General features: G+C 67.4%; 18 protein-coding genes. 7 read left to right on the top strand and 11 right to left on the bottom strand.

Annotated elements, in window-relative coordinates; genetic code table 11:
* The first annotated feature begins 313 nt into the window (after positions 1-313).
* From NGM07_RS16195 to NGM07_RS16185, 3 genes are all read left to right on the top strand, one after another.
* A complete protein-coding gene (locus tag NGM07_RS16195; protein ID WP_253513416.1) occupies positions 314-1,078 on the top strand; it encodes an IclR family transcriptional regulator in 765 nt (254 codons plus the stop codon).
* A 224-nt stretch (positions 1,079-1,302) separates the two neighbouring features.
* Positions 1,303-2,136, top strand: coding sequence for a hypothetical protein (locus NGM07_RS16190; protein WP_368410312.1), 834 nt, complete (start codon positions 1,303-1,305; stop codon positions 2,134-2,136).
* 129 nt (positions 2,137-2,265) lie between these two features.
* A complete protein-coding gene (locus NGM07_RS16185; RefSeq protein WP_253513412.1) occupies positions 2,266-3,459 on the top strand; it encodes a hypothetical protein in 1,194 nt (397 codons plus the stop codon).
* Here NGM07_RS16185 and NGM07_RS16180 read toward each other — a convergent pair.
* The 4 genes from NGM07_RS16180 to NGM07_RS16165 form a co-directional block, all read right to left on the bottom strand.
* Complete coding sequence (locus NGM07_RS16180; protein WP_253513410.1) at positions 3,456-5,108, bottom strand: hypothetical protein; 1,653 nt, start codon at positions 5,106-5,108, stop codon at positions 3,456-3,458. The two genes, NGM07_RS16185 and NGM07_RS16180, sit on opposite strands and share 4 nt — an antisense overlap.
* Positions 5,105-5,839, bottom strand: a complete 735-nt coding sequence (locus NGM07_RS16175; protein ID WP_253513408.1) for an ABC transporter ATP-binding protein — start codon at positions 5,837-5,839, stop codon at positions 5,105-5,107. Before NGM07_RS16175 ends, NGM07_RS16180 begins: the two co-directional genes overlap by 4 nt.
* 127 nt (positions 5,840-5,966) lie before the next feature.
* Positions 5,967-6,308, bottom strand: coding sequence for a DUF7521 family protein (locus tag NGM07_RS16170; protein ID WP_253513406.1), 342 nt, complete (start codon positions 6,306-6,308; stop codon positions 5,967-5,969).
* Complete coding sequence (locus NGM07_RS16165; protein WP_253513404.1) at positions 6,305-6,652, bottom strand: winged helix-turn-helix domain-containing protein; 348 nt, start codon at positions 6,650-6,652, stop codon at positions 6,305-6,307. Before NGM07_RS16165 ends, NGM07_RS16170 begins: the two co-directional genes overlap by 4 nt.
* 209 nt (positions 6,653-6,861) lie before the next feature.
* On the opposite strand from NGM07_RS16165, the gene NGM07_RS16160 reads away from it, so the two are divergent.
* Complete coding sequence (locus tag NGM07_RS16160; protein ID WP_253513402.1) at positions 6,862-7,731, top strand: DUF7847 domain-containing protein; 870 nt, start codon at positions 6,862-6,864, stop codon at positions 7,729-7,731.
* Positions 7,732-7,799: 68 nt separating this feature from the next.
* Here NGM07_RS16160 and NGM07_RS16155 read toward each other — a convergent pair whose 3' ends face one another.
* From NGM07_RS16155 to NGM07_RS16140, 4 genes are all read right to left on the bottom strand, one after another.
* The gene (locus NGM07_RS16155) at positions 7,800-8,639 is read right to left on the bottom strand and encodes an ABC transporter permease (RefSeq protein WP_253513400.1); all 840 of its coding nucleotides are present in this window, start codon (positions 8,637-8,639) and stop codon (positions 7,800-7,802) included.
* Complete coding sequence (locus tag NGM07_RS16150) at positions 8,636-9,598, bottom strand: ATP-binding cassette domain-containing protein (protein WP_253513399.1); 963 nt, start codon at positions 9,596-9,598, stop codon at positions 8,636-8,638. Before NGM07_RS16150 ends, NGM07_RS16155 begins: the two co-directional genes overlap by 4 nt.
* Positions 9,599-9,887: 289 nt before the next feature.
* Positions 9,888-10,721: a hypothetical protein gene (locus tag NGM07_RS16145; protein ID WP_253513397.1), complete on the bottom strand. Its 834-nt coding sequence runs from the start codon at positions 10,719-10,721 to the stop codon at positions 9,888-9,890.
* 216 nt (positions 10,722-10,937) lie between these two features.
* Positions 10,938-11,996, bottom strand: coding sequence for a M23 family metallopeptidase (locus NGM07_RS16140; RefSeq protein WP_253513395.1), 1,059 nt, complete (start codon positions 11,994-11,996; stop codon positions 10,938-10,940).
* Between the two features lie 204 nt (positions 11,997-12,200).
* On the opposite strand from NGM07_RS16140, the gene NGM07_RS16135 reads away from it, so the two are divergent.
* Positions 12,201-12,755, top strand: a complete 555-nt coding sequence (locus tag NGM07_RS16135) for a metallophosphoesterase family protein (RefSeq protein ID WP_253513393.1) — start codon at positions 12,201-12,203, stop codon at positions 12,753-12,755.
* Between the two features lie 68 nt (positions 12,756-12,823).
* The gene (locus NGM07_RS16130; protein ID WP_253513392.1) at positions 12,824-13,732 is read left to right on the top strand and encodes a DUF7351 domain-containing protein; all 909 of its coding nucleotides are present in this window, start codon (positions 12,824-12,826) and stop codon (positions 13,730-13,732) included.
* A 41-nt stretch (positions 13,733-13,773) separates the two neighbouring features.
* Here NGM07_RS16130 and NGM07_RS16125 read toward each other — a convergent pair whose 3' ends face one another.
* A complete protein-coding gene (locus NGM07_RS16125; protein WP_253513390.1) occupies positions 13,774-14,913 on the bottom strand; it encodes an ATP-binding protein in 1,140 nt (379 codons plus the stop codon).
* 196 nt (positions 14,914-15,109) lie between these two features.
* On the opposite strand from NGM07_RS16125, the gene NGM07_RS16120 reads away from it, so the two are divergent.
* Complete coding sequence (locus NGM07_RS16120; RefSeq protein WP_253513388.1) at positions 15,110-16,438, top strand: WD40/YVTN/BNR-like repeat-containing protein; 1,329 nt, start codon at positions 15,110-15,112, stop codon at positions 16,436-16,438.
* Positions 16,439-16,509: 71 nt separating this feature from the next.
* Here NGM07_RS16120 and NGM07_RS16115 read toward each other — a convergent pair whose 3' ends face one another.
* The gene (locus NGM07_RS16115) at positions 16,510-17,514 is read right to left on the bottom strand and encodes a glycerophosphodiester phosphodiesterase (protein ID WP_253513386.1); all 1,005 of its coding nucleotides are present in this window, start codon (positions 17,512-17,514) and stop codon (positions 16,510-16,512) included.
* A 187-nt stretch (positions 17,515-17,701) separates the two neighbouring features.
* Positions 17,702-20,080, bottom strand: coding sequence for a heavy metal translocating P-type ATPase (locus NGM07_RS16110; protein WP_368410210.1), 2,379 nt, complete (start codon positions 20,078-20,080; stop codon positions 17,702-17,704).
* Between the last annotated feature and the right edge of the window lie 44 nt (positions 20,081-20,124).

The raw sequence follows: 20,124 nt of genomic DNA, 5'->3' as shown, positions 1-20,124 counted from the left end.
GCTTGCAATATCCGTCGCCGCGGAACCTGTCGATCTCCCATTGGTACATGTTAGCGTTGTGGCCACCTACCAAGAAGTTTTGTATTAATAACAACCGCTTCACATAGCAATTGCCGGGCGCATATCTGGGATAATAGTAGTCATATCCCGATATGTAGGATATTGTATTCCCGATATTCGGGACTCAGTTTCTGTCCGGGTTTTTGAGAGAACTCGAAAAATGCCGGACGTGACCGAGGATCCGAAAAACACCGAGGGATTAACAACTCCGATATGCGAAAACATATTGAGGAGGGAGAGCTACTTATCTTCTATGACCTCTACTGATAAAGACAAGCTCAAGACGATCGAACGGGGCTTCGCGATACTCGAATGGATACGCGAGAACGACGGCGGGGAGGTTGCGGACATCGCCCAGGCCCTCGACATGAGTTCGAGCACGGTTCATCGGTACCTCAATTCGCTTCACGCCGAGGGATACCTGGTGAAGGAGGAGAGCGTCTACCACCTCTCGCTCAACTTCTTGGCTCTCGGCGAACAGGCCCGCACTCGCAAGGACGTGTACACCAACGCCGAAGAGTACACGCAGATGCTCTCGGAAGAGAGCGGCTGTCGGTCGAGTTTCCTCGTCGAAGAACACGGCCGCGGAGTGTACCTCTACACGTCGCCGGGCGACCACGGCGTCTGGACCAAGTCGACCATCGGCAAGCGTGTCCCGTTGCACGTCACCGCCGCCGGCAAGTCGATTCTCGCGTTCCTCCCCGACGACCGACTCGACGAAATCGTGGACCAACACGGGCTGACCCGCGAAACCACGTACAGCATCACCGACGAGGACGAACTGTACGAGGAACTGGAGCGCGTTCGCGATCTCGGGTACGCCTTCAACGACGAGGAGCAGATAGAGGGCGTCATCGCAGTGGGCGCACCGGTCGAGAACCCCGACGGCGACGTCATCGGAGCGTTCAGCGTCTCCGGGCCAGCGAACCGTCTGACCGAGGACTGGTTCCGCGAGGAACTACCGAGCATCGTACTAGGGCTGACGAGCGAGTTTGAACTCCGCATGACGCTTTCGTAGTCGGTCCCTTCCGATTGCTTCGGTCGGTGCTAGACCGCTCCGAATCCCTCCGGCCTCACACGTCTCCGAGAGGGGGCGCACTTTCCCTTGCGGCCGATTTTGGTCCGTCAACCGCTTCGTGTAGTCGACTCGAACTCGTACGCGTCTCCGGTCTAACCGAAGTCGCCAGTTCGACGAAGAGACGCGACGAGTACCGTTAAGACGTTCCGTCGTGACTCACGACCCTGTACGGAATCCTCACGAGCAACGCGGACCTCGCCCGGGAGGACGTCGGCGATTTCGTCCACTTCGTCGCCGACGACGTGAGCGGACGGCGCGCCGCTCCGCTCGACGGCGCGATAAACTCCGTCGCCTGCTGGGGCGATACGGCGGTCGTGCGCGACGACCCGAGTCGCGCCGCCGTCACCGCCGAGGGGACCCGGACGACGCCCGACGCCGAGGGTCACCACTGGGGAACGGTCTGTCCGACCGACCCCGACTACCGCGCGGCGCTCCTCGACCGAATCGAGGCGGTCGGCGCCGCCGGGGCCGTCAGGCTCACCACGCCCGGCTTTCCCGGCGTCGAGTTCTGTCGGTGCGAGCGGTGCGAACGGCAGTTCGCGGCGAGCGACCGCGACGACCGGGTCGCGTGGCGAACCGAGACGATCACCCGATTCGTCCGGCAGGCGTCGAACCGGGTGTCGGGAAACCTCGTCATCACGCTGTACCCGGACCCGTATCCCGGGAACCTCCGCGAGCGCACCGGCCTCGACCCGCGGGAACTCGACTCCCACGTCGACGGCTTTCTCGTCCCGCTCTGTAGCATCAGCTACGAGACGACCTACTGGGTCGAGTCGCTGGCCCGCGGCTTCGCCCGCGAACTCGAAGAACTCGACGCGTCGCTGACGATTCAGCTCTCGGCGTCCGAGGCCGAGGTCGACCGCCTCGTCGACGTGACGCGCCAGGTCGACCCGCACGCCGACGCGGTCGTCTACGGGACCCACGAGGAGGACGTCGACGCCATTCGGGAGGTCGTCCGTCGCTGTCGGACGGCCGAACCGCCGTCGCCGACCGTCTGAAGGCTCCTCGCGATTCGTCGACGCTCGTCGTCTGCGGGGCGTTCGCCGACCGGAGCGACCGTTCGACGCGACGGCGAGCGGTCGACCGAATCAGTCAGGTAGAAGTGCGTCGCTGGCCAAGGTTCTCTAATGGCGTTGGAACACCGTCGAACGCGAGCGGGGTGGCTCCGTCGACGACCGAGCGGCCACGGACTCTCCCGGACGCTCTCCGTTCTCCTCTCCTTGTTGGTACTGACACGGGTGCCCGTCGCGTCGGCACACGGTTCGACGGCGACCGGCGGCCTCTCGCAGGGACACGGGGTCGTCCTCGCCGTCCTCGGCGTCGGCCTCCTCGTCGGGGCGAGCGCCCTCAAGCGGCGGGACCGCCTCTCGCCGACGACCGCGCTCTACGGCGCGTTCCTCGGTATCGTCCTGACGGCGCTCGGAGCCGTGCTCTTCGAGGGCCTCTCGCCGGAGCCGACGTACTCGGCGCAATCGATGCCGTTCCCGCGGTCGTGGTATCCGGCCCTGTCGCTGTCGGTCGGGTTCTTCATCATGGTGTCGAGTCTGGTCGTCGGCCGACTCCGATGGCCGACCCGGCCTCGCTACACGTTCCTCGGAATCGTGATGGGACTCTGGGTCGCCTACCCCTACCTGATTCGCGGGGCGGCGAGCGATTCGCACCCCCTCGGGTACGCCATCGTCCTGGGGACGCCCATGCTCGTCGGATACATCGTCTGGAAGGACGCGAGAGAGGTACTCCGGTCGGTCTTCCGCGACCCGGTCGCCCGACGGTTCGGCGTCGGCGTCGGCGTCGTGCTGGCGCTCTTCTTCGTCTCGGTCACGGGCTACGTCTCGTTCTTCCCCGAAGAGGGCCTCCCGCACGAACCGTTCGTCACCGTGCTTCCGGCGGTCTATCAGCTCGTGACGTGGCCCATCCTCGAGATATACCTCCCGCACATCCCGCTCTTCGTCGCCATCTCGCCCGGCCAACTCGTCGTCGTCGGACTGCTGAGCGCGCTCGTCGGGTTGAACGCCGCCCTCATCGCCCGCCACTGGCGGATGGAGGAGCGCGCGGGTCTGACCGAAGGCGCCGCCGGCGGCGCCGCCATCGTCGGCTCGTGTACCTGCGGGTGCTGCGGACCCCTCATCGCCAAGGTCGCGGTGCTGGCGGCGGGGCCGTCCATCGCCGCCCCGCTCTACTGGGTGTTCGTCGATTCGGCGTCGCCGCTCAGTTCGCTGTTCATCGTCGGGAGCGTCGTCCTGTTCGCCGGCAGTATCGTCTACTCCGTCGAATCGGCGCGGCGGCCGGTCGGGTCGACGTCGGCCGTTTCGGCCGACTAACCGAGCGTGTAGGTTTCGAACCGTCGCACGGCGTACCGGTACGCCAGCGGCGGGGCGACGACGACCAGCAGGAAGCCCACCGAGCCGCCGCCGAGACGGAGCGCATTCGCACCGACGTCGACCGGGTGGCCGAGCAACGACGACCAGAACGCGACGACGTTCGAGAGCAACACCGCCGCGCCCGGGACCAGCGCCACGACCGAACCACCGAAGCCCAGCACGAGCGCCAGCGTGTAGTAGACGAACGCGGTCTTGCTCGGAACGACGGCGCTCCGACTTCGGGTGATGCGAACCTCGCCGAATCGGGGGAAGGCGGTTCCGATGGCGAGGGCGACGAGCGGGCCGGCCATCGCGAGATACCCACCCGCGACTGTCAGCGGGAGCCAAACGGTCGGGGCGAGCGGGCTCAGCAGGCCGGCGGTCGCGGTGACCGCGACGAGGACTGGAAGTCCGACGAGCGCAACGGCGAGCACGTGGCCGCCGACGAACCGTCGACCCCGAACGGTCGAGGTGACCGTGGTGGGCAGCATCGCACCCTCGTCGCCGAGGGGGTTGAGCGCCGCCGCGCCGATGGCCCACGTGCCGTAGAGCGCGAGGAGAACGGGAAGCGACTCGGGTACCCGGCCGGTCGTGACCGCGTCGCGAAGCGGCGCGAAGAGCAGTAACAGCGGGTAGACGACGTAGACGAGCCGGAGCGGCCCGCGCGCCGTCCGCCGCCAAACGCCCGCCGCGATGGCCCGGGTCGGCCCGGACGCGACGCCCGCGAGCAACCGAACGTTCGACCCCGAGGACGACGCGTGCCGACGGACGGCGGGCCGGGCGCGGTCGCCGTACCAGAGCCGGGTCGAAGCGCGCACGTCGAGCGCGAGCAGGACGGGCACGCCGACCGCGAACAGCGCGACCGCGCCGGCGATTCGAATCGGCGAGGGCGAGGCGCCCGGGAACCCCAGCGCGAGGAGGTCACCGAACCACCCCGTCGGAAGCGTCGCCAGGACGCCGAGCGCGTCGGCGAACCACCCGCCGAACCCCTCCGAAAAGGCGGCCGCGAGGTAGGCGGCGAACGCGAGCGCCGCGAGCGCGGACTTGTGGCGCGTGAGCAGTTCCGAGCCTTCGAGGACGGTCTTGAGCAGCACGCCCAAGAGGTGTCCGGTCAGTACGGCGGTGGTCAACAGCGCGAACAGCGCCGCGACGATAGTCGCGAACGCGGCGGGCGCGCCGAGTCCGTACGCCAGCGACGCGGCGACGACCAGTATCGGCAGCGAGACGACCGCGAGCAATCGGGCGTACTCGGCCAACAGCAGGCCGACGACGACGTCGACCGCCAGGGTGACCGTGAGCATCCCGTCGGCGTGGTCGATTCGCCCGGTCTTGCCGACGGCGCGCTGGGCGACCATGATCGTCGGGACGAGCCAGAGGAAGGCGAGCGCACTCCGCGCGCCCTCGACGACGGGAACGACTTCGAGCAGCGAGGCCCCCATGTGGAGGGCGACGTAGGCTCCGGCGGCCGTCGGAGCGCCGACGAAGAAGAGCGCGGTGACGGCGAACACGGCCAGTTGGACCGGATTGCCGCCGAGCGCGCGCAGGCTCCGGCGGAACTCGACGCCCGCGATGCGGACGCCGTTTCGGAGCCGGAGCCGACTCGCGTTCATGGTGTCGGAGCCGCGGGTTCTTCGCTGGTGACCGCGAGGAAGACGTCTTCCAGCGTCCGCTCGTCCTCGGCTCGGCTCGTAAGCCGTTCCGGCGCATCCTCGGCGACCAGCGACCCGTCGGAGAGCACGCCGACGACATCGGCGATCTCCTCGACCACCGGGAGGATGTGCGTCGAGAGGAAGACGGTCATCCCGTCGTCGGTCAGTTCCGCGACGAGTTCGCGGACCGTGCGAGCCGCCCGCGGGTCCAGCCCCGAGGTCGGTTCGTCGAGGAAGACGACCTCGGGTTCGTGCAGAATCGTCTGAATCAGCGCCGTCTTCTGTTTCATCCCCTTCGAGTAGGCGCCGACGCGCTTGTCGGCGTCCTCGGCGAGGTCGAACCGGTCGAGCAGCGCCTCGATCCGGTCGTCCACGTCGATATCGCGCAGGTCGGCGATGTAGTGTAACTGCTCGCGTGCGGTCAGTTCGTCGTAGAGCGGCGGCTCTTCGGGAAGATACCCGATTCTGGAGACGACGGCGTCGCGGTCCGCGACGGACCGCCCCGCGACGCGAGCCGTCCCGCTCGTCGGGCGCGTGAGCGTCGTCAGCATCCGCATCGTGGTGGTCTTGCCCGCGCCGTTCGGCCCGAGAAAGCCGTAGACGACCCCCTCCGGAACCGAGAGGTCGAGCCCCTCGACGGCGGTCGCGTCCCCGTAGCGTTTCGTCAGTTCGGTGGTTTCGATGGCGTTCATTGTCGTTGGGTAATCCCGGTAGATTCGGTGGTATTCATCGTTGTTCGGTGGTTTCAGCGGCGTTCATCGTTCGTCAGTAGGTTCGGCGGATTCGGTGACGTTCATCGTCGTTCGGAGCGTTCGTCCGTCAGGTCCGCGTGTTGAGCGAGTAGAGGATGCATCCCAGGCCCGCGATCTCCACCAGGCGGGTCGTCACCGGCAGGAAGAACGTGTACGTCCGGGGACCGAGGCCGAGCGTGCGGCCGAGCGACGCCACGGCGATGGAGAGCGCGAACGGCGCGACCGTCAGTAGCGCGAGGCCGAGCGCGAGATACAGCATCCGACGGCTCGCATTGCGCCGGTAGCCGCGGTAGGCCTGAAAGACGATGAACAGGCCGAGGACCATCGCGACGCTGGTCACGCCGAGCAGGACGAGGTAGTCGACGTACTGCTGGGTAGCGCCGGCCTGGAGGAGCGACACCGCCGTCATATCTCCTCCCACATCTCGGTGAAGCGGTCGGCCATGTCGTCGGCGCGCTGTTCTTCCACGTCGACGGCGAGGTCGCCGTCGTCGAGTTCGACGGTGAGCCGCCGCAGGCGGGCCTCGTAGACGCTGTAGTGGTGGCCGTCGGCGACGACCTCGGTTCGCTCGGTCAGGAGCCCGCACTCGACGAGGCGGTCGGCGCGCCGGTAGACGGTCGGGAGCGAGGCGTCACAGTCCTCGCTGAGGGCTTTTGCGGACATCGGTTCTTTGCTCGTTGCGGTGAGGATGGCCCGCGCGTACTCGTCGTCGAGGAGCGCGAAAAGCTCGCTCGGTGGGCAGTCCTCACTCACGGTCGTCGGTTGTTTCGGGGGGAGGTAAAACACGTATTCGATTTTCCGGCCCGGAGAATCGGCGACCGGGTATTACTTCTCCGGCGTTCGATTGTCGACCCGTCGCCGGCGTTTCCGCCGGCATGCGGCGCTCCGTCGCTCGGTTTCGGCTCGGCCGCTCGACGGGGTCAGAACAAGATAGCTAAGTAAGAGTTCGACGGAGAATCCGTATGACCCTCCACATCCGAGATACGCTCGCAGACGGCATCTCGCGAGTAACTACCCGTAACGGAGCCGTGTTGCTCGCCGTCTATCTGGGAGCAATCCTGCTGCAGACTGGATTCGTGCTCGCCGCGACTACGACCTATCTTCCGCTCAGTTCCGGCGGCGTCCCCGTTGCCGGCGTCGAGAGCACCGGTCCCGCTCCCGGCACGCAACTGCCGACCCTCGTCTCGTTCCCCGCCGCCCTCATCGCGACGATGACCGGCGGACTGCTGACCGTCCCCGTCTACGTCGTCGCCACCCGGACGCTCGTCGGCGAGTACGCAGAACGCATCCCCGACGGAGCGGTCGTCCATCGGCTCGGGCGGGCCATGGCCAACCGACTCGTCGGCGTCTGGGTCGTCTCGCTCGCGGTTCTGGCCGTCTCGCTCGCCTGCCTGTACGTCGGCTTCTCGGCGCTGTTCGCCGTCGTCGGCGAGCCGATTCGGCTCTGGTTGTTCACGACCCGGGCGGGGCAGGCGTCGCTGGCCGTTCTCGGCCTCGGTCTCCTGTCCCCCGCCGCCGCGCTCGGTGCGAGCCTGCTCTTCGTCGGTCAGGAGATATCGGTCCGGGACAAGAGCGTCGGCGATGCGCTCGTGGGAAGCTGGCGGTTGACTCGCCGAAACCGGGTTCGGCTGTTCGTCCTGTTCGCGATACCGGTGGCGCCCTCCCTTCTGCTCTCGGTCGCCGCGTCGGCGTTCCTCTCACCGGTACTCGCACAGTTGGTCGCGCTCGTGGGGTCGGCCGTCGCGAGCGTCTTCGCCATCGGAATCATGGCTCCCGCATACGTTCGCATCGCCGACATCGACCGCGAGACGCTCCCGTACGCGAGTCGCTGAGTTTCCGGGTCGCGAATCGTGGCCAATTCCGCCGACGGCGAGGGGCCGCCGTCCGTCGTCCGCTCGGCTCACCGCTCCTTGCGGTACATCCGGAGCGAGAGCGGTGCGGCCACGGCGAGGACCGCGGCGGCGGCGACGAGCACCCACGTCACGTCTCCGAGCGCATCGCCGCCGTGCATCAGTCCGCGGCAAGCGTCGACGAGGTGGGTGACGGGGTTCAGGCCGACCACGGTCCGGAGCCACGCCGGCATGGTCGCCGGGTCGACGAAGATGTTGCTCACGAACGTGACCGGGAAGAGCAACAGGAAGCTCGTCGTCATGACGGACTCGGGCGTCTCGACGGTCAGTCCGACCGCTATCCAGATCCACGACAGGGCGAACGCGAAGACGAGCACCAGCGCGAGCGCGAGGAGCACCCCCACGACTCCGGCCCCGGGTCGGAAGCCCAGGACGAACCCGAGTCCGAGGACCATGCACGCCGCGATAGTGTAGCGCAACAGGTCGCCGAGGAGCGCCCCGACTAGCGGTGCGGGCTGCCAGATGGGGAGCGACTGGAAGCGGTCGAACAGCCCCTCGTCGATGTCGGTGTTCAGCCCGACGCCCGTGTAGACGGTGATGAAGAGGACGGCCTGGACGAGGATGCCCGGCAGGAGGAACTGGATGTACTCGCGCGGCGACCCCGCGAGGGCGCCGCCGAACAGGAAGGTGAACAGCAGCGTGTTCATGAGCGGGAACGCCGTGACGTCGAAGAGCTGAAACGGCACGTGCTTGATCTTCAACAGCGCCCGCCAGCCGAGGGTGAGCGAGGCCGAGAGCGCGCCGGCGCGCGGCGGGCGCTCGGTCCGGGAGAGCACGTCTCCGATCTCCTCCTCGACGACCGGGGGCGCCTCCGGCGTCTCGGCACTCACGCGGCCGCCCCCTCGATCCGCTCCTCGGCGGGGCGACCTGTGAGCGCGAGGAACACCTCGTCGAGGCTCGCCTGACCGAGCGAGAACTCGGCGACCCGGACGCCGGCCCTGGCGAGCGCCATCAACGCCTCGGCCGAGCGCTCGTCGTCGGTGACGCTAGCCGAAAGCGCGTCCCGGTCGGTCCCGCGCCGAACTTCGGTGCCGAGGACGTCCGCCAGAATCGACTCGGCCTCCGGACGCCGGTCGGGGTCTCGCAGGCGGACGTCGAGCGTGTTCGCGCCGACGCTCGCCTTCAGTTCGCGGCTCGTCCCCTCGGCGATGATGCGCCCGTCGTCGATGACGGCGAGTCGGTCGGCGAGGTGGTCGGCCTCTTCGAGGTACTGGGTCGTGAGGACGACGGTGGTCCCCTCGGCGGCGATGGCGCGGATGATTTTCCAGACCTGGTTTCGACTCCGCGGGTCGAGGCCGGTCGTCGGTTCGTCGAGGAACAGCACCTCCGGCGTGACGACGAGGCTCGCGGCGATGTCGAGGCGCCGCCGCATGCCGCCGGAGTAGGTCCGGACCTGGCGCGTCGCGGCGTCGGCGAGGCCGAATGCTCCAAGCAGGTCGTTCGCGCGCGCTCTGGCCTCCCGCCACCGGAATCCGAGGAGGCGGGCCACGAGGACGAGGTTCTCGCGGCCCGTGAGGTCCTCGTCGATAGAGGCGTACTGGCCGGTGAGGCTCACGCTCTCGCGAACCGCCGCCGGGTCGCGCTCGACGTCGTGGCCGAGGACGGTCGCCGAACCGCCGTCGGGGTCCAGCAGTGTCGCCAGAATTCGGATGATGGTCGTCTTGCCAGCGCCGTTAGGCCCGAGGAGTCCGAAGACGGACCCCCGGTCTATCTGTAAGTCGATACCGTCCAGGGCGCGCGTCTCTCCGAACGATTTCGTCAGGTCTGCGGTCTCTATGGCGTACGTCATTTCGTCGATTACTCCCCCGGGAATTTACTACGACGCCCGCGGGGTTCAACGTAGCGGTCGCCGGTCGTCAGCGGCCGAAAACCGACGTTTCGTCCGGGTCGGAAAGCGTATTTAGTAGAGGGTCACGGGCCCCGTTTTCGGACGCTCACCGAACTACCAATTACTATAAAGTTCGAGGGAATCCGAAGCGGTTCGGGCCGGGTCGACTGGGACGGTAGCGACGTCGCAACCAAACGAAGAGGGCGAGGACGTCGCCGGTCGACCGCTCTCCGACTCCGGGCGGCGCCGTCTACAGGTTACAGCCCTCCTGCGGGTTCTCGAACGAGTAGTAGAGGTCCGTCTCCACATACTGGCTCCCGTACGAGTCCGCCTCGCTCCGACTGGTGATGCTCACGTTGCTCGTCTGACAGGGTGGCGACGCGGGAACGTGCACTCGGAAGGACGTGTACGTGGTGAACGCAGGGGTGAAGTCAGTGTCGACGGCCCCGTTGTCCCACGTCTGCTTGAGCGTCGTCTCGTCGCCGCCGTCGCTTCCAGTCGCGCCGTCGATGATGGACGCCGCGATGGTTCCGACACTGTAGGCCATCCCCGCCCACGGGAAGTAGTGCCCGACGATGAGCGACGCGAGTTCGTCGCCGTGTTCGATAATGACGTCGGCGGTCGAGTCCTCTCGCGGAGCGCCGGGACCCGCACGCGGGGAGTCCTTCCCGAAGGTCACCTCGTGGGGCGACGAAATCTCGAATCCGGACGACTTGACCTCCTTGCCGTAGGCCTGGTCCCACTCTCCGTTCGAGTCGCTCGTATCGCGTTCGCGGGCTTCTCCGAAGTTGAACAGTTGGAACTGGTGGACGTAATCGTCCTGACCGCTGAAGTAGTCGTGTCCGTAATAGGCGAGCGCGGTCGACTGCGTGATTCGGACGTCCGGCACTGCGGCACCGTCGTCGTAGACGCGGTCGTTGGACGCGCCCGTACAGTCGACGGCGTCGTACGGGCAGTGAGAGCTTGCGCGGGCGTTCTCCGAGATCAGTTCGGTACCGGTTCCGATGCCGCCGACGACTGCAGCGCCGGTCGCGGTCCGTTTCAGGAGGGCTCTTCGACTTTGTTTGGAACCATTAGATTCCATAATTTTCCGTTATACGCACCAGATATATAGTTTTCTTACTATTTTATATATTTTAAATCTACTTATGTTATCCACGCCCGTTCTCGTCACCCATCCGATGGACGGCCACCGTCGGTATCAGATGGGAGTCGTCGGGGACGAGCACAACGCCTCGCCTGCGGATGGACGCAGAGAATCGCTCGACGTCAGTGCGGCCCGCGGATTCGGCTTTCAGACTTAGCCACCCACGGGCGAGACCACGTCGCCGGCCCAGAGGTACAGGCCGTCTCCGGATTCGGGAGCCTCGTCGTACTCCTCGTGGTCGGCGCGCCGGTCGTCGTCGCGGGCGACGGTCGTGTCGACGAACCGGGGGACGAGGCCCGCGGCGAACCAGAAGTTCGCGCTGTCCTGAATCTGGAAGTGGAGGTGGGGTTCGGTCGAGGCCCCGGAGTTGCCGCACGCGCCGACGACGTCGCCGCGCGCGACTTCGTCGCCGGGTTCGACGGTGACGCTCCCTTCCTGGAGGTGCGCGAGCAGGCTGTACTCGCCGTCGGCGTGGCGGACGACGACGTGGTTGCCCGCGATGTCCCAGGTCCGCCACTCTATCCATCCCGAACCGGGTTTGGGGTAGTCCCGAAGCGAGTCCTTCGTCTTCACGACGGTGCCGTCGGCGGGCGCGCGAATCGGCTTCCCGAAGGCGTAGTAGTCGGTCAGTTCGCCGCCGTCGCCCGCGTGGGTGTCGCCGTCCGCGTCGGTGACGACGAAGTCGTAGGCGTACCGCTGGGAGACGATGCCCCACGAGTGAGAGGTGCGCTGGGTAACCCCGCCGTTGACCGTCGTCCACTCGCCGTCGAACGGGAGGGTCAGTTCCGTCTTCGGAACGTGGCGGTCGCGGTTCGGCAGTCGGCCCAGGTACCGGAGGTACGCCGCGAGCGTCCCGGCGATCTGGAGGAACTGGGTGTAGATGCCCCACGGGGTGAACGCCCAGCGGAGCATCGAGGCGACGAACGTCGCCCGGTCGCGGTTCGACATCTCGTGGTCGTAGCCGTCCTCCTCGGTCGACACCGTCGCCAGCAGTATCGGCAGGATTCCGCCGAGCAGGAAGAACACCCAATCGTACGGAGCCAGCGGCGGAACTGCCTCGGCGAGGAACCCCACCGCGAAGAAGACCCCCATCAACGCGAACATGTTGACGCCCGCGAGCCACCGCACGAACCAGCCCGAGAGCGACCGGAGCGACCGAGACGAAGACTCCCCCTCGGGCGAGTCGGAGCTCCGGGTCGTGTTCTGGGTCATGGATACGGGGTTCGTACGCCGACTTATTAGCGATTTTGCGAAACCCAGCTCACAAGTCGTGTTGACAAATAGCATTGCCTGACCCGACGCGCTCGGAAACCGCAGCACGGTCGAGTGCAACTCGTCGATGCCCGTAACGATCCTGCGCGACTGGAAATCATCAGGAAATCTAAATATTATTAACGCGTTACATCTATCGGACGTATGAAAATTGCCATCGTCTCCGACACGCACATTCCAGAACGGGAGGAAGCGATTCCGGAATCCTTCCGAGAGCGAATTGCGGCGGCGGATCACACGATTCACGCTGGCGACTTCGAGACGACGGAGGTCCTCGCGGATGTCCGTGAGCTTGCGACGGAGCTGACGGCCGTACACGGCAACATCGATGCAACCGACGTAGCGATCGAACTGCCGACCGTTTCGGACGTGACTCTCGGAGGCGTCACGTTCGTCGTCACGCACGGCACGTTCAATCTCGTCGAAGCGGCCGTCTACAGTCATAACGGAACGGTTACGAGCCGTGAAGACTGGTTGAACGCGATTGCGGACACGGCCCGCGCGCGAACTCGTGTGTGGGACGGCGATGGCGTCGTCGGAATCGGCGGCCACACGCATCGGGTCGAGGACGAGGTCCACGAGGGAGTCCGTGTGCTGAACCCCGGCTCCGCAACGGGAGCGGCGCCGGCCGACAGCGCGACCATGATGACCGCCGTCGTCGACGACGGCGCGGTCGAGGTGACGCTGCACGAGGCGTGACACCCCGCGAAACGCTGAATCCCTCGGCCACCGACAGCCTGATTGCATCGCCCGGCCACGGGGACGGTATGCCGAGCGACGACGAGGGTGTGGCCCGACCCCGGGAGGCGTTCGCGCTCCTCGGCCACGACCTCCGTCTCGAGATCCTGCTGGCGTTGCTCGACCGCTGGCGGGCCGCCCACACCGAGCCACAGCGGTACTCGGAGCTGATGCGCGCGGTCGGCCTGCAGGACAGCGGGAAGTTCAACTACCATCTGGGGAGGCTGCGCGGCGCGTACCTCCGGAAGACCGAAGACGGCTACGTTCCGACGGCCAGCGCGACCGCGCTCTACCGGGCGGTGCTCGCGAATCGCCCGACGGAGTCGGCGGCGCGATCGGAACTCGACAGCGACGCGGCCTGCCCCGACTGCGAAGAGTCGCTGGTCGCCACCTACGAGGGGGACTTTCTCACCCTCCGCTGTCCGGGGTGCGACCGGGTGGTCGGCGACTTCACCTACCCGTTCCCGAAGAACGGACTCGACGACCGCACCGACGCGGAGGTCGTCCGCGCGGTGTACCAGCGCGCTCGCTCGCAGGTCGGACTGGCGCGGCAGGGCCAGTGTCCCGACTGCGCCGGAACGACGACCGTCGCGATACGGCGGGGCCTCCTCGACCGGGACGACGAGCACGACGTCGAGATAACCTGCGACACCTGTACCTGGGTGGTCGCGGTCGATTTCCTCCTGCCGCTGCTCTCGGACGCCCGCGTCGCGGCGGCGCTGGTGGACCTCGACGTTCCAGTGGAGACGGCCTTCTCGTGGGAGTTGCCCGAGCCGACGGTGACCGTCGCGTCGGACGACCCGCTCGAATTCGAACTGCGAATCGAGTCCGACGGCGGGACGGCGACCGTCGTCGTCGACGGCGACCTCGACGTGCGCTCGGTCACCACCGACGATGGATGCGACGACGGACGCGACGCCGGCCGAGCATCTCGGTGACGCTCGCGGCGGTCGCGTCGAGATGGTCAATCCGGAACTCGCTATCGGCCCTCGGACTCGACGAGTTCGACGTTCCGGAACTCGAAGCGCGCGCCGCCCGCCTCGCTCTCGGTCGCCGCGCACTCCCAGCCGTAGGTGTCTGCGAGCCGAGCCACGAAGGTGAGGCCGAGTCCGATGCCGTCCTTGCGCGTGCTGTAGCCCGCGTCGAAGACGGTTTCGCGCTCGTCCTCGGGGATACCGGGACCGTCGTCGGCGACGAAGAAGCCGTCGGGCAGGTCGCCGACCCTGACGGTCGGCGACCAGTCGCCGTGTTCGACGGCGTTCTCGTCGTTCCGACGAGGGCTCGTGGAGCTATGCTCCACAGCGTTCTTACAGAGGTTCTCTAGGAGGTGGCGGAGGTGAAGAGGGTCCGCGCGAATCGTCCGGTCGGTTTCGACGGCGAGTTCAGCCCCGTTCGTCTCCACGGCCGACCAAGTTTCCGTGCAGACGTCGGCCAGCGGGACCGCCTCCCAACTTATGTCCGGGTCCGTCCGCCGCGCGGTCACCAGCAGGATGTCGATCATCTCCTCGATGCGGTCGTGGGCGTGTTCGACTTCGGCGAGGGCGCTCCCGTCGTCGGTCGGTATCTGCTGGAGGTATATCTGGGCGATCTGAAGCGGATTGCGGAGTTCGTGGGCGAGCATGCTCGCGAAGCTCTCCAACTGCTCGTTCTGGCGTTCGAGCGCCTGTTTCTGCCGCCGAAGTCGGCGCTGGTGGGCCTCGGCCTCTTCGGCCCGAGTGACGGCCTGGGCGTCGTGGAGGCCGATGGTGAACCCGCCGACGCCCCCGATGGCCGTGGCGAAGATTCCGGCCTCGACGGGGTTGGCGATTCGGCCCGCGGGGTTGAGTCCGAGCAGGCCGAGGCCGACGAGCAACACGCCCACCCCACCGAAACACCAGTGGGCCACCCGCGGGTACGCCTCGGGGTCGATACCACTTTCGGAGAGTCTCAGGCCGCCGTAGACGAGGACGAGGCCGGGCGCGCCGACGAGGACGGCGTGGATGACCGCCTCCGCGAACGGTGCCCGGACGACGACCGCGAACGGGAATCGTCCGATCGCAACGCCCGAGAGAACAATTCCCAGGAGCGTGATGGCGAACTCGGCACTCCTCGGCGAGCGGAACCGGAGCCGGCGAAGCATCGCCCGTACAAAAGGGTGCTTGCATAATAATGCATGCGGCTCGGGACGGCGGTGTCGAAGCGGAAAGAGGTCGACGCTCTCACGCGACGGCGGGACGCCAAGCGTCGCGTCCCGCCCGACCGAGCAACCTTTTTCACATATCCAATTACGTCAGATAAATACAATAAACTCCGGCCCAAGGATAACGTGCACCGCCATGTCACGGCAAACCCGCAGGAGTTTCGTGAAAGTCGCAGGAGCATCGCTACTGACGGCCGCCGGGACCGGCGCGCTCAGCGCCACCGGGAACGCCCAGTCCGGCGAGAACGAGTTCACCGTCGTCGAGGACTCCCCGACGACGAAGACGCTGTTCAGCGCGGTCAACACCGCCGAGGGGCCGTACGCGGTCGGCGCGGGCGGCGACGTCCTCGCCCGCGGAAACGACGGCTGGCGGAAGGTCGTCGAGTACGGCCCGCAGGCCCGGAGTCGACCGCTGAAGGGCGCCGACGTCACCGACGACGGCCGGGCCGTCTGGTTCGTCGGCGGGTCGGGGGTCATCGGCGAGTTCCGGGTCGACACCAACACGCTGACCAACTACTCCGCGCCGAAGGGCAAGACGAGCACGTGGGAGGACGTCGCGGTGGTCGGCACCGCCGGCAAGAACGAACGCCTCTACTTCGTCAACGGGTCGGGCGAACTGCTCGTCGGCGTCCGCCAGGAGTCTGGCGCGGTGAAGTACCGCGAGGTCGTCAAACCCGGCGGCGGGTCGACCATCCCCGGCATCGACTTCCGGAGTCGGAAGAAGGGCCACGTCATCAGCACCAGCCAACTCGTCACCGAGACCACCGACGGCGGCAAGAACTGGTCCCGAATCGGCATCGACTTCGCCGGCAACGCGTTCTACGACGTCGCCAGCGTCGGGGCGAGCGACGTCAACGTCACCGCCGGCGGCGGCATAGTGTACCGCTACGACGGCTTCCGCTGGACGCCCCACGTCATCGACGACGCCCGGCAGGCCATCCGGGGCATCGACCGCGACGGCGAGAAGGGGTTCGCGGTCGGCGCCGGCGGTAAGGTCTACGAGCGCCAGTCGGCGGGCCAGTGGACCCGCCACCAGACGCCGACCGACACGAAGTTCAACGGCGGGGCCAGCGGTCCCGACTACGACGTCGCGGTCGGCACCGGCGGCACCATCGTCGAGCGCGCGGTCGGCGGAGGCGGCGGTGGGACGACCACAACGACCACGACCGCGACGACGACCACGGAAACGAGCACGAGTACGACCGCGACCGAAACGGACACGACGACCGCGACGACCTCGGCAACTTCGACGACGGAGACGTTGACGTCGACTCCGACCGCCACGACGACTGCGTCCACGACGTCGACGACGATGAAGACCTCCGCGACGACGACCACGACGACGGGCGACGCCACGACCGCGGCGAGGCTGGACGGCGACCTCGCGCCCGAGTTCACCGTGGAAATCGACCCGCGGTTGGTGAATCGAATCCTCGAAGGTGAGTGGATAATCGAGGACTCGTAGACAGAACGGCGAGGGGCGACGGAACCGCTCGTCGCCGGTCGGCCGCGTTCGGCTTCGGGACCGCCGCCGGGTCAGCGTCGCGCGCCGAACGAAAGGAGGCCGGGGTAGTCGGCGATGAGACCGTCGACGCCGGCGGCGGCAAGTTTCCGGGCCTGGAAGTGCGTCGCGAGCGTCCAGACGTTCACCTCGCGGCCCTCGCGGTGGGCCACGTCGACGAGGTCCACGTCGGCGAACGGGCCCGAGAAGTAGTACTCGTCGCCGAAGAACGGCGTCCCCTCGACGAGGTTGTACGGCGGGTGGAGCGCCTCACAGTCGTACGTGCGAGTGATGTCGAGGCCGTCCTCGATGGAGTCCCAGAACAGGAACGCCACGGGGACGCTCGAATCGACCTCCCGGACCGTCGCGATAGCCGCCTCGTAGAACGACGAGACGAGTATCTCGTTGTCGTACCGCGAGGCGATTTCGAGGACGTCCTCGGTGAACGGCCGCCAGCGTTCCTTCTGCGTCTCCAGGGTCGGTCCCGAGAGGTTCTCCGCGAATCGCACGTCGGCGGAACCGGGGTTCTTGAACTCGATGTTGACGCCGACGGGCGACGGGATGGCGTCGAGCACCTCGGTCAGCAGAGGAACCGTCTCGCCGGTTTCGAGGACCTCGGCGCTCGTGACCGTCTCGGTGGGCGTCTCCCAGACGACGCCGCTCGCGTCGGTCAGGCCCCGCTCGCCGCCGTCGCGGCCGCTCAAGTGCGTGTCGTGGAAGACCACGACGTCGCCGTCGGCGGTCGGCATCACGTCGATTTCGACCATATCGGCCGCGCGATTCGCCGACGCGTCGGCGCGGCCGCCTCGCGACGCCGCTTCGGCCGCGCCGACCGTGTTCTCGGGGTAGACGCCGGCGAATCCGCGGTGGGCGATGACGTTCGGGGATAGTTCTGATACGGGGTCCTGGCTTTCCTCCATGTGTTCTCGGTCACCCGGGTCGGCACCGACGCGCGCGCTGGCGAGCGACGTACCTGCCGCGACTACGCCCGTTCGCTGCAAAAACGTACGCCGTCTCACTTCGTCTCCGTGTTCGGACATCGAATATTACGTTCTTGCTCAAAGTAATTCAACCTTGGTAATACGGATAAATACCGTGCCGGAACCCGTTGTCCCTCTCTGTTCGTGTCCGTTTCTGATTGGTCGTCGCGGCGCAGCGTGTGGTGACGTCCCCGACCGGCCGACGACGGGACCGAGGTGAATCGGAATCGCGGCGTCGGCGCGCCGGTCAGTCGGCCGGTCGAGGACTCCCGGACGAAGCGACGCCCGGCAGCGACGGCAGGTCGAGGTCAACCCGGCGGAGGAACTGGGCGTTGATGGCGACGATGACCGTGCTCAGCGACATCAACAGCGCCCCGACCGCGGGCGAGAGAACGATACCGATCGGCGCGAGCACGCCCGCCGCCAGCGGGATGGCGAACACGTTGTAGCCCGCGGCCCAGACCAGGTTCTCTCGCATCTTCCGGTAGCTGGCCCGGCTGAGTTTGACGAGTCGCACCACGTCGAGGGGATTGTTCCGGACGAGGACGACGTCGGCCGACTGGACCGCCACGTCCGTCCCGCTGCCGATGGCGATGCCGACGTCGGAGCGCGTGAGCGCGGGGGCGTCGTTGACCCCGTCGCCGACCATGGCGACGAGTTTTCCCTGGTCCTGAAGTTCGGCGACCTTCTTGTCCTTGTCTTCGGGGAGCACCTCGGCGAAGACGGTGTCGATGCCGAGTTCGTCGGCGACCGCACGGGCGACGTCCTCGGAGTCGCCGGTGAGCATCGCCACCTCGACGCCCAACTCGTGGAGCGCCTCGACCACCTGGTAGCTCTCCTCGCGGATAACGTCGGCGAGCGCGAAGGCGGCGACGAGTTCGTCGTCTCGTAGAAGGTAGACGACCGTCTGTGCGTTCTCGCCGGCCCTGTCGGCGAACGCGGCGAGTTCGGGCGGGACCTCGGCGTCGAGTTGCGCGAGCAGGTTCGGGCCGCCGACGTACACCGTCTCGCCGTCTCGCGGGCCGCCGCCGCTCGGTTGGTCGGCGTCGCGACGCGACGCCCGTTCCACGGTCGCGCGCACGCCGCGACCCTTCAGCGCCTCGAAGTCGGTCGCGTCCGGAGGTGTGACGCCGCGCTCGGCCGCCGCCTGTCGGATGGCCTCGGCGATCATGTGCTCGGAGTCGCCTTCGACGGCGGCGGCGAGCGCGAACGCCTCGTCCTCGGCGAGGCCGTCGACGGTCGCCGCGTCCACGACGCCCTGTTCGCCCGCGGTGAGCGTCCCCGTCTTGTCGAAGACCACGGTGTCGAGTTCGCGGGCCTGCTCCATGGCGATGCGATCGCGGACGAGCATGCCGTTGCGGGCCGCCAACGACGTGTTGATGGCGACGACCAGCGGAATCGCGAGGCCGAGCGCGTGCGGGCAGGCGATGACCAGCACCGTGACCGCCCGCTCGATGACCGGCGCGCCGAACGACGTGGCGACGGTCCAGGCGACGGCGGTGACGGCCGCCGACGCCAGCGCGACGTAGAACAGCCACCCCGCGGCGCGGTCCGCGAGCACCTGGGTCTTCGATTTGCTCCGCTGGGCCTCCTCGACCAGTCGCACGATTCCGGCGAGCGCCGTCTCCTCACCGGTGGCGGTGATGCGAACCCGGAGGCTCCCGTCGCCGTTGACCGTGCCGCCGACGACCTCGTCGCCGGGTTCCTTCGAAACCGGCCGGGACTCGCCCGTTATCATCGCCTCGTTCACGTCCGAGTCGCCCGACTCGACGACGCCGTCGGCGGGCACGTTGGCTCCGGGCCGCACGAGCACGAGGTCGCCCTCCCGGAGGTCGCTCACGGGCACCTCTTCTGTGGTTCCGCCGTCGGCGATTCGCTCGGCGGTGTCGGGAATCAGTTCGGCGAGTTCGTCGAGGGCGCCCGACGCCCGGCGGACGCTCCGCATCTCTATCCAGTGGCCCAGCAGCATGATGTCGATGAGCGTGACGAGTTCCCAGAAGAACGCCGACGTGGTCGGGAAGACGACCCCCGCAAGGCTGTAGACGAACGCGACGGAGATGGCCATCGAGATGAGCGTCATCATGCCGGGCGAGCGCTCGCGAAGTTCCGGGACCGCCATCCGCAAGAAGGGGACGCCGCCGTAGGCGAAGACGACGACCGCGAACACCGGGTTGATCCACTCGCTGCCGGGGAACGCCGGCACCGAGAACCCCAGCCACTCCTGGAGGGCCTCGCTGTAGAGGAGGACCGGAATCGACAGGAGCGTCGAGACGAAGAACCGCCGGCGGAACATCTCCTCGTGGCCCTCGTGCATCCCGCCGTGGTCGCCGTCGTGGTCACCGTGACTGCCAGCGTGACCGGGGCCGCCTCCGTGGTCGCCCTCGGGGTGGCTCCCGTGTTCGACGCGTTCCTCGGCTTCGTCGGCGTCGGCCTCGTCTTCGAGGAGCGACTGCTCCACCCGCGGCTCATCGTCGCCGAGGCTGGTTCCCCCGGCCTCGTCGCCCGCGTCGTGACCGTCGTGGTCGGCGTGACCGTCATGGTCGGCGCGGCCATCGTGACCGGCGTGACCGTCGGGGTCGGAGCGGTCCTCGGCTTCGTCGCCGTTCGAGTGGTGGTGGTCGTCCATGAGGAGTCCTCGCGGGGAATCGATACGGCGTCGAGCGTGAAGGG

The sequence above is a fragment of the Halorussus vallis genome (genome assembly GCF_024138165.1).
In the GTDB taxonomy this organism is placed as follows: Archaea; Halobacteriota; Halobacteria; order Halobacteriales; family Haladaptataceae; genus Halorussus; species Halorussus vallis.
Note: the sequence above shows the minus strand (reverse complement) of the source record. Positions and strands in the feature narration are given on the sequence as shown.